The organism is Paenibacillus sp. NPDC057967 (assembly GCF_042887015.1).
Classification (GTDB): Bacteria; Bacillota; Bacilli; order Paenibacillales; family Paenibacillaceae; genus Pristimantibacillus.
The window spans coordinates 763411-776603 of sequence record NZ_JBHVQB010000001.1 but is presented as its reverse complement, the minus strand read 5'-3'; the positions used below and the strand labels follow the sequence as shown (position 1 = coordinate 776603).

Here is a 13193-nt window from a genome sequence, read left to right as displayed (position 1 = left end):
TGTCCATATAGGGAGAGAGAAGGGGTTGTCTATGAGAAAGATCGGCATACTGGTTATGGCATTTGTTCTGGTGTTCACGCTTGCGGCTTGCGGCGGGAAGTCAGAGGGCTCGGGCTCCAAGGATCAAGTAACGGTGAAGCTCGGTATCTTCAAGAACGTGACGCATGCAGCGGGCTATATTGGCCTGGAGAAGGAGTTTTTCCAGAAGCAGCTTGGCGAGAATGTGAAGATAGAGGTTCAAGCCTTTGATAACGGCTCCGACTTCTCGACTGCTATTGCGACAGGCCAGATCGATATCGGTTATGTTGGCCCTGGTCCCTCGACGAACCAGTTTCTGAAGAGCAGCAACTTCCGGGTTATCTCCGGCGCGGATAACGGCGGTGCCGTACTTGTCGCAGGCAAGGATTCCGGTGTGGAGACGGTCAAAGATCTCGTAGGCAAAACCATTGCAATTCCGACTAAAGGCAGCACGAACGAAATTTCGCTGCGTCTGCTGCTGGAGCAAGAGGGCGTCCCGGTTACGACTGACAGCTCTGGCGCTCAGATCGTAGCGCGCGCACCGTCCGATACACTGGTCGCTCTTCGTCAGAACGAAGTGCATGCAACGCTTATTCCAGAGCCGTGGGGTACGCAGATCGAGCAGGAAGGCATCGGCAAGGTCATCGTGCCTTGGGATCAAATTCCGCCGAACAACGGCGACTACCCGCTAGTTATTCTGGTAGCAAGCGATAAGTTCATCAAAGAGCATAGAGACCTCGCCAAAGCGATTGTGAAAGCGAACCTGGAGGCTATTGAATTTATCCAAGCCAACCCGGATGAATCCTATGAGCTGATCAACAAGCGCCTGAGCGAGCTTAGCGGCAAAGGATTGGATGTAGCTCTGATCAAGGCTGCCTTGTCCCATATGAGATTAACATCCGACGTAAGCCAGGAAGCGATTGAGGAGATGGCAAGAGTCTCGATCGAGGCAGGCTACATCAAGGATGTAACAGTCGATACGCTAGATCTGAGCAAGTTCCTGGATCTGTCCATATTGGATGAGGTTAAGAACGGAAAATAATAGAGCCTAAGCTCGCTTTAAACATCGCCCTTGCGGCGGTGTTTTTTTATGCGCAAAAGGATTACGCTGTGACGAATGGCTCAAAAATTGTTTCCTGTTTTGACCTTCTTTTGTGACTTTCGTCACAGTTCTTGCCCGGGAGAAAGGTCATAATGGATCAGGGTAAGTAGCAAGGCGGGTACAATATTCACTTGCGGAGGGCTGTCAGATGAAGATATCAACAAGCTTGGTTACCAAAATTGTGGCAGGGATCAGTCTCGTGGCAACAGCTACATATGGGACAAGCGCATTTTTTATTTTTGTATTGAAGGATTATTTGGCTCCGAATATGGAGTCATGGCTTTTTACAAGCTTGACCTTCGGGTTAGGCGTGTTCTGGACGGGGTTTCTGGGGTGGCTGACCGCAAGATGGCTGGTCAAGCCGCTTAACGATCTTCACAAGGCGGCGGATATTGCGGCCAAGGGAGACCTCAAGGCAGGCGTGACGATTCCGAAGTCGGGCGATGAATTGTCGCAGCTGGCGACTTCGTTCAATCAGATGATTACAAGCCTTAGGGGCATTATCGCCAATATCGATACGCATTCCAAGGCAACAGGCACGGAAGTGGAGCATTTGAGATTGGCACTGGAGCAGGTAGCAACGCTGCTGACTGTGGTGACGGAGCGTGTAGGAGAGATCTCCTCCAATACGGACACACAGGCTCAATTGTCGGATGCGATGTATGCATCCATTCAGGATATAGCTGGACTGTCATCCGATGCGTCCGCTTGTACGGAGGCTGCCCAGCAGGATGCGAAGGATATGTCGCTTGCCATGATCAGCAGTAACGAGTCGGTAGATGCGTTGTCGTCGACGATGAATCGACTCGCTGCGGAGGGGGAAGAAACGTCCATTATCATGACAAAGCTTAGGGAGCGTGCGGAACAGATCGGCGATATCATTCACGCCGTAGAGGAAATCTCGTCCAGAACCCACTTGCTGGCGTTGAATGCTTCGATTGAAGCGGCCCATGCGGGCGAGCATGGCCAAGGTTTCCAGGTCGTAGCAATCGAGATTAGGAAGCTGGCGAACCATACCTCATTGGAAGTGAAAAACATCGGCAACCTGATCGAAGCCATTCATACCGATCTGAGCCTGGCGGTCAGCCGTATGGAGCTGCAAGCGCAGCATACGCATGCGGGAGCGTCCAAAACGACCGAAACGATTGGCCATCTGCAGCTTATTGCGCAATCGGTCGACCGAACCGTGACAGCGATTGATCGCATTGCCGCACTCATGGATACTCAGTCCACGAAAATGAACACGATGCTCGTCGACGCGGAGCAGGTCGCGGATGCCGCCAAAGAAAATGCGGACAAGCTGGGCAAGATCTCGGCATCGGTACAGGAGCAGAATGCGATGGTAGAGGAGGTTGCGGCTGCCTCCAACGAATTGCAAAACATGACCGTTGCTCTGCAAAGCGGAATTGAACAGTTCCGGTATAAATAGCAATAGGCTGCGCAGCGAAAAGCCCAGCCTGATTCCTTTTCTTGCAAGGTGTCTTAATGGCACCTTGTTTTTTATGTGTGAACAATGAAGGGAACGCCATTAAGCATTACGCTTCTCCGGTTTTGGGTTGTACCGGAATATAGATGTCCATCTCCAGCAGCTCGTTGCGATCCTGCCAACAGCGCTCGTCATAATATTCGAATTCGGCAGCGGCCGCATGCACATAAGGGGCTTTGGGGAGCCATTCCCCCATAATATAACCCCAAGTTTGCTGAATGGAATCGGAAAATTGCTCATGTGTGCTCTTGGGAGACGTAAACACCGCATAGGTCTGCTCCGGGTAATGGCGGCGAATCGTCCCTTCGGGCGCTTCGGCTCCGTCTCTGGCTTCAACCCCGATGATGTAGCTGAATTCACCTGCCTCCATATCGAAGTCATCACAGATGCCGTACTCTGCCATCGAGACAGCCTGTTCGTACAAGGTTTCCCCTAGTTTCTCCTCCATATAACGCTGCCAGAATGCCGGAATGTCACGATGGTTCTGTCCGTCCGCCATGCGGGTGCGGATGGCGTAGCCGAATACATCAAAGCCAGGTTTGGTTACCATACGAAATTCCATTCGAATTCCTCCTGAAAGGGGTTAGTCCTCCGCATTCGGCAGGGCGCCGCAAGAGAGGTTTGGTCAATTCTATTCCATTATAATCCAACAGGATCGTATGTTCTAGTTTTTCTTTGCAAGAATAGTTGCTTCGGTTAGGGGACAGGAGTATGATGATGGATGTAACGGCTCGTTCAAACCTCATGTGAACCTACAACAAGGAGTCCTGCATCATGCAACAACAACTGTCCAAAGCCAATACGGCTTTGCTAATTCTGTTCCTCGTGCTCGTATGGGGAATCAATTGGCCTTTATCCAAGTTTGCTTTAGCCTATATGCCGCCGGTGCTGTTCTCGGGAGTGAGAACGCTGCTCGGCGGTATTCTGCTTCTTATGTTCGCCCTGCCGCGATACAAGAAGCTGAATTTCAGCCGAACGTGGCCGGTGTATGTCATTTCTGCAATCGTTAATATCATTCTGTATTACGGCCTTCAGTCCATTGGTCTTAACTACTTGCCGTCCGGCTTGTTCTCGGCGATTGTGTTCCTCCAGCCGGTGCTGGTCGGGCTATTCTCCTGGATGTGGCTTGGAGAGTCGATGAACGGCATGAAAGTAACGGGCCTGCTGCTCGGCTTCGCCGGAGTCGGCATTATCAGCACCGGGGCAGGGGGCTTGTCCGGTCATATCTCGGTAGAGGGCGTCCTGCTTGCTCTTGGCTCCGCGCTGAGCTGGGCGCTGGGGACGGTCTATGTGAAGCGGAAAAGCGGCAGCGTCGACCCGATCTGGCTTGTTACGCTACAGCTCCTGATTGGTGGAGTGCTCATGACCGCGACAGGCAGCGGAGTGGAGAGCTGGGGGGATGTGCGCTGGAATGCCGCTTTCATCGGCAGCCTGCTGTTTATCTCGGTTTTTGTCATCGCTATAGGATGGCTGGTCTTCTACAAATTAATGGATTCCGGAGAAGCGGGCAAGATGGCCTCCTACACGTTCCTTATTCCCGTCGTGGCGATACTGGCAGGCACCTTATTCCTGCATGAGCCGCTTACGCTGACGCTTGTCGCCGGACTGGCCTGTATTTTGGTCAGCATCTATTTCGTAAATCGCAAACCGGGCAGGCGGGCATCGGAAGTCGTTAACTAGCATAGCTACACCATTAGACTTAAATAATCAACTGCATGATAGACCATAACAGTGAAGAAGACCCCTAATATAAGGGGTCTTTGTTCTATTTTAGTATCGATAAATATGGAGTCGGTTGCCGTGAGGATCGTAGAAATGGAACCAGGAGAAGTCGTGGATAGGGCGGGTTACCGGATATGTTGGATACCTCAATTCCGTGCTCGGGGGTGACTTGATAGCGAAACATGCGCTCCCCTGAAACCTTCATGCCCTATGAAGCGTTAATATAGTCAGCCAGGAATATATTGGATGATGAGAGAAAAAGAGTAAGAGGAGAGATGGGATGTTTTCTGAGACGGGTTTTAAAAGATTGGCAGCAGTTTGCACCATTATCAGCATCGTCATCATTGTTTTTGCTTGTTATGGACTTATTTTGTTAATAGATGGCAGCAGTCTGCTCGATCGGGAAGTTGTCTTTTTCGGAGCCTTCTCAGTCATCGCGGTCAGTGTGCTGGCGATCCTGGTGACGCTGCTGACCCGCAGGACGAGAGAAGCGCTGGAGGATGAAGTCACTTTTCTAAGAACCCGCATCATGGAACTGGAGAAAGCCGTCAATCAGAAGTGAATCTATGAAATTCGAAACGAGGTGCATAGAGATGAAAGCGGATATGGTCTATAAAGTAACAGCCTACCTTACTCGCATACATGAGGGGAAATTGCAGTTGCTGGTTTTCCGGGAGCAAGATTATGAGGATTTGGGCTTGCAGGTTCCCGGCGGGACAGTAGAGGAGAACGAGCCATTGCTTGACGCGCTTAGGAGAGAGATTATGGAGGAATCGGGCATACAAGAGCTTAACAATATCATCCTGCTTGGCGAGTATTCCTACTACTCCGAGACGTTGAAGCAGCATGTTCATCGATATTACTATCAGCTCGAAGCAGCTGCCCCGGAAGCCTTTACCCATGTGGTGCAAAGCAATGACGAGGATAACGGCTGGATCTTTCATTATTTTTGGATAGATATGGAGGCCTGTCCACCCCTGTACAGCAATCTGGGCGAGCATCTGGACAAGGTGAGGCAATTGGCTAGATAAATGAAATAGGGCGGAAAGTTCCGGCTAATGTGATCATATACGGCAACCGTACCCCATTGTGGAGTACGGTTGTTTTATTTTGCGTGCCGTCCGCTCGAATCTTCCTCTTCAATATGACACTGTCATATCCAACTGCTGACTGCTGTGAATATCGCGGTCATCCCTACATCCATACAATAAAGGTACTAATGGAATGAAGAGGGGATTGGCATGGCGGAAAAAAGCGGAAGATTGCGGTTGCTCGACATATTGAGAGGTTTTGCAGTAATGGGTACGCTGGGTACGAATATATGGCTATTCGCTTATTTGGGTGACCTGAATTACATTCTTACCTTTAACGTGGATGCGTGGTGGACGTCGTTTCAGGAATTTGTGCGCGTATTTGTGCTGTTCCTGGTGAACGGGAAGCTTCTGGGCTTGCTGACAATTATGTTCGGTGTCGGGCTGGAGATGAAGTATCAGCAGTCCTTAAGGCGCGGCAATGCGTGGCCTGGCGTCTATATCTGGACATCCGTCATTCTGATGGCGGAGGGGTTTATCCACTTTACATTGGTAATGGAATATGACATCTTGATGAGCTATGGCATAACGGCTGTCATCACAGCCTTTATTATTAAGGGCGGGGATAAAGCCATTCGCAAAGCGATGATCCTATTCGGCGGGTTTCATGGAGCGGTTATGCTCCTTCTCTTAACAGGCGGCGTCTTGCTCGGCATTAGCGGAGGGAATGTGAGTTTAGGCGATATGAATGGCACGGTGTTATTATATAAGGATGGCAGCTGGCTGCAGCAAGTGGAGTACCGCTTGTCTCAATTCTTCATGCTTCGGACGGAAGCCCTGTTCGTCATTCCAATGAATATCTTCCTGTTCTTGCTCGGCATACGGATGATGCGATCCGGTTATTTTGCGGCTGATGAGGACGGGAGGAAGAAGCGGAGAAAGCTCCTGCAATGGGGGCTCTGCCTGGGCATCCCGCTTAACATGCTCCTATTCGTCCCCGGCGGCTACTTCGATCTGCCTGTACGCTATCTGTTCGCGCCGATTCTAGCGCTCGGCTATCTCGGACTAATTGCGAGATTGGTAGAAAGCAGCGAAAAGCTGTGGTTATGGACTCGATTGGAGCAAGTAGGAAAAATGTCGCTTAGCTGCTATATGTTGCAAAATATAATCTCCGGTGTGATCTTCTACGGCTGGGGGCTGGGGCTTGGCGGTAAGTTGAATCCGGCAGCAGTAGCAGGAGTATGGCTCGCGATCAGCTGCGTTCAGATGTTGTTCGCTTACATGTGGCTGGGACGCTTCAAGCTTGGCCCGATGGAATCGGCTCGAAGATTCGCTACGGGCTTGATCGCAAAGCCGAAAAATTAGACTGAACAGATAAGGTGTGTTGGGCAACCATGTGGAGACGGATTTATCCCCGGGATCAGATTGAGAAATATTTAATTATCGATATGCTGGTCGTGGTCGCATTTATCTATCATGTGTTCATTGCGAGCCATACGTTTCCTCTTGTTGGGAGAATAGCAGTGTTCCTGTTGTTTCTGGCATCCTTCTATGTTGGCTTATGGTATCGGGACTGGCGCCTTCTTGGGGCCAGTCTCGTTTGGTGCGCTTTGATGGTTGTGCTCGGCCTTTATATCTCGAACTGGATGCTGCTTTATGGATTTGTATTTGCCGATCTGCTAGGCCGCACGAAGCGCTTATGGGTGATGGCTGGTGGAATGGCGGGCATCGTGATTATGTATCTGACGCACAGCTGGCTCTATGCGGGAAGTCCTTTTGCGCTATTCACGAATCTGTTCTTCGCGGGTATGATCATGCAACTGACGTCGACTATTGTGATCCATACCAAGGAAAAGTCGAGGCAACTTAAGGAAAAGCTGGATATCGCGAATGCTCAGCTGGAGCATTATATTCAGGAAGAGGAGCGGAACCGGATCGCTAGAGACCTCCACGATACGCTGGGACAGACGCTAACAATGATTAAGCTGAAGAGCGAATTGACAATCAGGCTGGTGGATAAACACCCGGAGAAAGCGAAGTATGAACTGAACGATATATTGGACACATCGCGCTACGCGCTGAAGCAAGTGCGGGAGCTGGTGACTGACATGAGGTTCGTCTCTCTGGCGAAGGAGATCGCACGGTCCAGAGAGCTATTGAGGGACGCCGATATCGACATGACCGCAGCGGAAGAAGAGGTAAGGCCGTTATCCGATGCAGCCGAGACGATGGTGGCGCTCTCCCTCCGGGAAGCAGTAACCAATATCATCAAGCATAGCGAAGCGACCCGTTGTACGCTTACCCATTACGTCCAGGGTGAGCACTATTATATTCAAATCATCGATAATGGCAAAGGCTTGGACCAGCAAGGCCAAGGAAATGGCCTGCAATCCATGAGAGAACGGATGGCTATGCTGCAAGGAGATGCTTACCTGTCAGCCAATCCCGACAGGGGCGCGGCCGTGATGTTGAAGCTTCCGCTAATGAATAATGGGAGGGGTTAAGAAGTGATCCGAATCGTAATTGCTGAAGATCAGAAGCTGCTTAGAGGGACGCTTAGATCGCTATTATCCCTGGAAGACGACATCGATGTAGTAGGAGAAGCGGAAGACGGCATAGAAGCCTTGGAGGTGATTCGCAGATGTGAACCGGATCTGTGCCTGTTGGACATTGAAATTCCGTTTCTGTCCGGTCTTGAGCTTGCGGAGAAGCTGAAGCAGGAGGGACAAACGCCTAAAATCATCATGGTGACCACCTTCGCCCGCCCGGGCTTTTTGCAGAAGGCCCGAGACCTAAAGGTAGAGGGTTACTTGCTTAAGGATGAGCCGATTGAATTTCTAATTGATGCCATTCGCAAGGTGATGGCTGGCGGGCATGTCATCAGCAAGGAGCTGGCAACAGCTCTTTTTGTGAAGGAGGAGAATCCACTGACCGATAGGGAAAGCGATGTGCTCAGGCTGTCCAGATCGGGGCTGTCCACGAGTGATATAGCGGAGCAGCTGTATTTGACCAATGGGACCGTTCGCAATTATTTGTCCACGGCGATTCAGAAGCTGGGTGTCGAGACGAGGCAGCAGGCGACGGAGAAGGCGCATGATCGTGGATGGATATAGGATAGCGCTGACAAGGCCGGTACCCTCTATGGGTTGCCGGCCTTGTGCATAGTGAGCGAAGCGATCTATAAGAGAGGCGGGGGCGTAAGCCGAAGCTCTGCTTCCGTCGTCAGATTGCGCTCAAGCGCTTCTTTGCGCAATGCGAGATACAGCTCTGCTTTTGTGGCATTGATATAAGGCATGACGAACAAGACACCTATGCCGCAAGCCAGCAGGCCCAGGAAGATCCAGCCAAGAAAGCTTAAATCCAGGACGAAGATGCGGAATTTATGTCCTCTTGTCATTTGATTGCTTAATTCAACGGATCGCTTGAATCCGATATTCGGGTTGTTCGCCAGTATGAACGGGACCATGCTATAGGCGTAGGATTTCACGATGCCTGGAATAATGAGCAGCAAATACCACAGGAAATTAAGGAAACCCCTCCATAGCATGGCCACCACAATATCCAAATACCGCTGTCCATTGAAGGCATATCCCAGATGATTCAGGTTCACGTCCTGCTCTGCGGATCGCTTGAAAAACTTCATCGAACCGACTTCAAGAGGAAAGCCGAGGAAAATTCTAAAAGCTAGCAAGAGAAAAATGGCAATGAGGATAAAACCGACCGCAAGGGCAAGGAAAGGCGCTAATAGTCCCCAGTCGATCCATTCGGTTTGAGAATCGAAAGATGAATCCGATGATCTGTAATTGAAGTTCACATTCGGAGTGCTGACTCCTCCGCTGACAAAGCCTAAAATCAGGCTGACCAGAAAAGCTTTCCAATACGAGGTTCTAAGCACATATTTGGCATTATCCTTCAGTTCCTTGCGTTCCCACATTGACCTTCCTCCCTTTGTCCGCTCTATCCTCTATCGTACGAAATGCCATACGGTTATAGTCCACTTATATGCCAGGTCGTCGTAAAGAAGCCATGCCGCTAGGTGCGACATGGCTTTATTCCCTACTCTGCGATTTGACGAACGACCTTCCACTCCGCCGCAGGCGGCTGAATGATGAATGTGGACAGCTGCCCTTCACGATCTTCGACCGCCAGCAGAAATCCTTCCGGCACGGGCAGGATATGATGGATCTCGCCATCTTGTACAAGCTCCGCTGCCATAGAGGTTAAGACCGGGATAAGGCTGTCCTCCAGCCAGGTTCTCTCTTCGAACCATCTTGGCGGCGGCAATGGAGGCGGATATCCAGTCAGAGGCGCCCCAAGCTGCGCAGCCAGTTCTTTGAAATCACTGGATAACGAGCGTCCTTCTCCGACCGCAGCAACGAATCGAAGGCAAAGCTCCACGGTTGCAAGGACTTCTTCATAGTCCAGCGAGCCATTCGCGTACCGGATTTCGACGGTCTGAATATCGAACCAGGCTGCCGTATTAATGCCGCATCGATGGGATTGTGGGCGTCCGAAATGGCGGACGGATTCCTCCTGAGGCAAAGCCTCATAGCGTTCCTTCATCTCCGGTGTGATGGGCGGACAGAAGATTCTGCGATGAGGACTCGTTGTCAGCAGCTTCTGAATGGTCTCCTGGCATTGCAGCGCCGCATCCAGAAGACGGGGGACGATATCCTGCCCCCAGGACGCCAGCCCCACATGGATATGAAGGCCGCAGCTCCAATTCGCTGTAGCGCCTTGTGCCTGAAGCCGATCCAGCATGATGCGGATCTGCTCCCGGTCCGTCCATAGCAACGGAGGAGGCTTCAGCTCGCTGCCGGACTCCAATCCGGTCTCGTCAAGCTGCCGCTCCTCCAGCGACATGATCCAGCCTGGCAATAACTCACATTGCTCCGGCTGGCCTCCTACAAACTCGATTTCTACACCAAAGGTTAAGTCTTTCCAATCTACGGATTGTGGCCACATGTACGTCATCCTCTCGACTCTTATTGGAATGTGATAGCGTGAATGATGCGAGAGGAGGCGGTGCACGGGCTTACCAAGGGATTTTTTCTTTGAGCATGGGAACCCTCCATAAGTTCGTTATTAGGGAGATTATATACAATGCAGCTGGAGCAGCACAATAGATTCTTGTATTCAGAACGCTGCTCTTTGGTTGCTATTCCATCCTCTCGCGAATCCAGCGCGCCGTTTCTGCAGGATGGGATATCGGGAACTGATGGGCATAGGGCAGGCGGGCAACAGGGAATCTCCCGTACAGCTCCGGGATATGAAAGCTGCGCTCATGCGATCCCCATAAGATCGATAGTCTGTGATCGTCCCAGCTGCTAGGGGAGAAGTTGAAGCTCTCCGGCTTCGCCAGCGCGGACATAACCTCTGCTGTGCTCGTCCTGACTCGGACTGATTTGAGATCATCATAGATATAGTTCATATATTCCCCGGGAATCTCTTGCTCGCGAGCAAAGCTTTGCTCCTTCAGCATCATGCCCTTTAGCGCGGCCTTAGAGGTGAATGGCAATAAGGAACGAGTCCAGAATCCGGATTTGTACTTAGAAGAGAGAGGCTGCAATACGGGCTGCAGCAGCAGAGCCAGTTGGATGCGCTCCTGCATGTGATCCAGCATCTTGGCAGCGAGATAACCTCCAAGCGAATGTCCGGCAAGGATGACTGGCGAGTCAATGCTCATGAGCAGTTCTCTGACGGCATGCTCCAACCCTTCTAACCGTGTCGTGTTATGGCGGAGAGGCGAACGTCCGAATCCGGGCAAATCTACCAAATAGATCGGATTCTCGCAGGTGTTGGCGAGATGCTGGGCCAGCGGCAGCAACAGATAGGCTGAGCTGAAGGCGCCATGCAGAAGAATGATAGGCGCTCCGCGGCCTTCCTTTTCAATCGTCGCCAGATTCGCCCGCCTGCTGAATCGGAACGGATGTGGGAGCTGCATGTTGCCGTGTGAAATCCGGAAATCCAAATCGGCAACGACAAAAGGCAAGGTGGACGGAACGACAGATAACTGAAGATCATGTTTGGCTTCCAAGTCCAGCTTGGCGGCAAGCGGAAATTCGGAATTGACGATAAAATCCATTGACTCCCTGGGCATCTTCAGCCATTTGTCTATGCCAAGATTCAGCAAGCCTTTGATCCAGCGATAAGGCATCGCGCCCAAGGGACCTCTGGCACCTGATTCCAAGGCAATTAGCCGGGTAAGCTCCATCATGTCGGGACTGCCCATCTTCTGATCCAATAAGAAATACGTGTTGTTCACAGGATGCTCTTCTTGCGCTAGAGCTGCAATACATGCCGCCACATGATCGACATGGACGAGGGGGAGCCAATAGGTCTTGCCGCCTGGGGCAAGTGCCATCAGTCCTCTGCGCACGCTGTTGACCAGTATGCCAAGTCCGCCGACTTGCTCGGTTATTCCTGTAACAGAGTCTCCGATGACGACGCTTGGATTAATAACGGATAACGGCACCCCCAATTGACCAAGCTTCTGCCGAATCAACAGGTCGGCTTCAAATTTCATTTGTTCATAAGGAGGAGCTTTATGGCGATGATCCTCATGGAGATTGAGGTGGTCATGCTGTTCCGAATGTGGCGATTTGAAGCCGACGACATGTATAAAGTGCTTGAGGGCACCTGCCTCTTGAATGGTTGAGGCCAAATAAATCATTTCGGCGGCGGCATACCGGAATACTTTTTGCGCTTCTTCCGCCTGCAATACAATATCCATCGGTCCGCCGGCATGAATGATGACATCTACTCGCCTTAATTGCTCTTGATCCTCGCAGCTTAGACCGAGAGCGGGTTTGGTGAGATCGCCTTGAAGCGGTGTAATCGACGAGAAGTCATCCAATCCCAAGCTCCTCATCGTCTCAAGCAGCTTTGGCTTAGAGCGGACAAGCGCATACACCTGGTGTCCTGCCTTAATTAGCTGTGCCAGAACATGCCGTCCGATAAATCCGCTGCCCCCTGTCAGAAATACGGTTTTCATTGTTATCTACCTCCTTAAGTATTTTTTAGTACTGTTCAGTACTAATCATGGGCAAAAAAAATTACTTCAGCATAGTTGCCAAAGTATGAAGAATGGTCGACAGCAGCGCCGGGTCCCTCTGAGTATGCTGCAAGAATAGCGCTCCTTCAATCGTCGACACCAGCAGAGCAGCTAACTGAGGGAGCGGGAGGGCCGTCTGTATTTCTTTGCGGTCCATTCCTTCCTGAAGCAGCGACTCCATGGTAGTGGTTTGTTTGCGGAAAAAAGCCCCGATCGCTTCTCGGACCACCTCCGAATCATGCGAGGTCTGAACGTACAGGGTCAGAAACGGGCAACCGCCCAGGCTGTTTGGCGTCTGCTCTGTAAGCAGCGCGGCGAAGCGGCTAATTCGATCCGTTACCGGCCAATCCGTTTGGGCTGCGATCTCATCGATCATGTCCGTATACCGGTTAATCATTTGATCGACAATAGCGGCCAAGAGCTCCTCCTTGCTTTTGAAATGATAATAGATATTCGTCTTGGACACTTTGCTGACGGCTACGATTTCGTCCATGCTGGTGGTCTGATAACCCTTCTCCAAAAACAGGGCAGTTGCGACCTGCATGACAATCATTCGGTTGCTTGGGGTAGTGTTCTTTTTCATGATTAGAACTATACAGTACTAATAAAAGGGTGTCAAATCATTCCTGCATCATTCCAATTCCCGCATGCCATAATCTAAAGAATTCAGCCATTCATCTAAATTATTCCACCTGTATAAGAAAAACGTATCGCACTATGATTAATGTAAGCGTTTTCGTTCAGTGTGCAATTGAGTAACGAGAGTGGGGCGAGGACGCT

General features: G+C 51.0%; 13 protein-coding genes. 8 read left to right on the top strand and 5 right to left on the bottom strand.

Features of this window, described 5'->3' with window-relative positions:
• Nucleotides 1-31 precede the first annotated feature (31 nt).
• Both ACFVSO_RS03280 and ACFVSO_RS03275 read left to right on the top strand, forming a co-directional pair.
• Entirely contained in the window at nucleotides 32-1060 is a 1029-nt protein-coding gene (locus tag ACFVSO_RS03280; protein ID WP_387470044.1) for an ABC transporter substrate-binding protein, read from the top strand.
• Nucleotides 1061-1268: 208 nt separating this feature from the next.
• Complete coding sequence (locus ACFVSO_RS03275) at nucleotides 1269-2549, top strand: methyl-accepting chemotaxis protein (RefSeq protein WP_387470042.1); 1281 nt, start codon at nucleotides 1269-1271, stop codon at nucleotides 2547-2549.
• A 106-nt stretch (nucleotides 2550-2655) separates the two neighbouring features.
• Here ACFVSO_RS03275 and ACFVSO_RS03270 read toward each other — a convergent pair whose 3' ends face one another.
• Entirely contained in the window at nucleotides 2656-3168 is a 513-nt protein-coding gene (locus ACFVSO_RS03270) for a GyrI-like domain-containing protein (RefSeq protein ID WP_387470040.1), read from the bottom strand.
• A gap of 212 nt (nucleotides 3169-3380) precedes the next feature.
• Here ACFVSO_RS03270 and ACFVSO_RS03265 point away from each other — a divergent pair, with 212 nt between their 5' ends.
• The 6 genes from ACFVSO_RS03265 (at nucleotide 3381) to ACFVSO_RS03240 (ending at nucleotide 8472) form a co-directional block, all read left to right on the top strand.
• Complete coding sequence (locus ACFVSO_RS03265) at nucleotides 3381-4286, top strand: DMT family transporter (RefSeq protein WP_387470038.1); 906 nt, start codon at nucleotides 3381-3383, stop codon at nucleotides 4284-4286.
• A 322-nt stretch (nucleotides 4287-4608) separates the two neighbouring features.
• A complete protein-coding gene (locus ACFVSO_RS03260) occupies nucleotides 4609-4890 on the top strand; it encodes a hypothetical protein (RefSeq protein WP_387470036.1) in 282 nt (93 codons plus the stop codon).
• A gap of 31 nt (nucleotides 4891-4921) precedes the next feature.
• Nucleotides 4922-5359, top strand: coding sequence for an NUDIX domain-containing protein (locus tag ACFVSO_RS03255; protein WP_387470034.1), 438 nt, complete (start codon nucleotides 4922-4924; stop codon nucleotides 5357-5359).
• A 210-nt stretch (nucleotides 5360-5569) separates the two neighbouring features.
• Complete coding sequence (locus ACFVSO_RS03250; RefSeq protein WP_387470032.1) at nucleotides 5570-6724, top strand: DUF418 domain-containing protein; 1155 nt, start codon at nucleotides 5570-5572, stop codon at nucleotides 6722-6724.
• A gap of 29 nt (nucleotides 6725-6753) precedes the next feature.
• Entirely contained in the window at nucleotides 6754-7863 is a 1110-nt protein-coding gene (locus tag ACFVSO_RS03245; RefSeq protein WP_387470030.1) for a sensor histidine kinase, read from the top strand.
• A gap of 3 nt (nucleotides 7864-7866) precedes the next feature.
• Nucleotides 7867-8472: a response regulator gene (locus ACFVSO_RS03240; RefSeq protein WP_387470028.1), complete on the top strand. Its 606-nt coding sequence runs from the start codon at nucleotides 7867-7869 to the stop codon at nucleotides 8470-8472.
• A 65-nt stretch (nucleotides 8473-8537) separates the two neighbouring features.
• Here the strand turns inward: ACFVSO_RS03240 and ACFVSO_RS03235 are convergent, their stop codons facing one another.
• The 4 genes from ACFVSO_RS03235 to ACFVSO_RS03220 all read right to left on the bottom strand — a co-directional run bounded on the left by ACFVSO_RS03235 (nucleotide 8538) and on the right by ACFVSO_RS03220 (nucleotide 12996).
• On the bottom strand, nucleotides 8538-9293 hold the full coding sequence (locus ACFVSO_RS03235; protein WP_387470026.1) for a DUF975 family protein: 756 nt from the start codon (nucleotides 9291-9293) through the stop codon (nucleotides 8538-8540).
• Between the two features lie 122 nt (nucleotides 9294-9415).
• Complete coding sequence (locus ACFVSO_RS03230; RefSeq protein ID WP_387470024.1) at nucleotides 9416-10324, bottom strand: amidoligase family protein; 909 nt, start codon at nucleotides 10322-10324, stop codon at nucleotides 9416-9418.
• 193 nt (nucleotides 10325-10517) lie between these two features.
• Nucleotides 10518-12353 carry an alpha/beta fold hydrolase gene (locus tag ACFVSO_RS03225; protein WP_387470022.1) on the bottom strand — a complete coding sequence of 612 codons (1836 nt, stop codon included), beginning with the start codon at nucleotides 12351-12353 and terminating at the stop codon, nucleotides 10518-10520.
• Nucleotides 12354-12414: 61 nt separating this feature from the next.
• Nucleotides 12415-12996 (bottom strand): TetR/AcrR family transcriptional regulator, encoded by a 582-nt coding sequence (locus tag ACFVSO_RS03220; protein ID WP_387470020.1) that lies wholly within the window; start codon nucleotides 12994-12996, stop codon nucleotides 12415-12417.
• Between the last annotated feature and the right edge of the window lie 197 nt (nucleotides 12997-13193).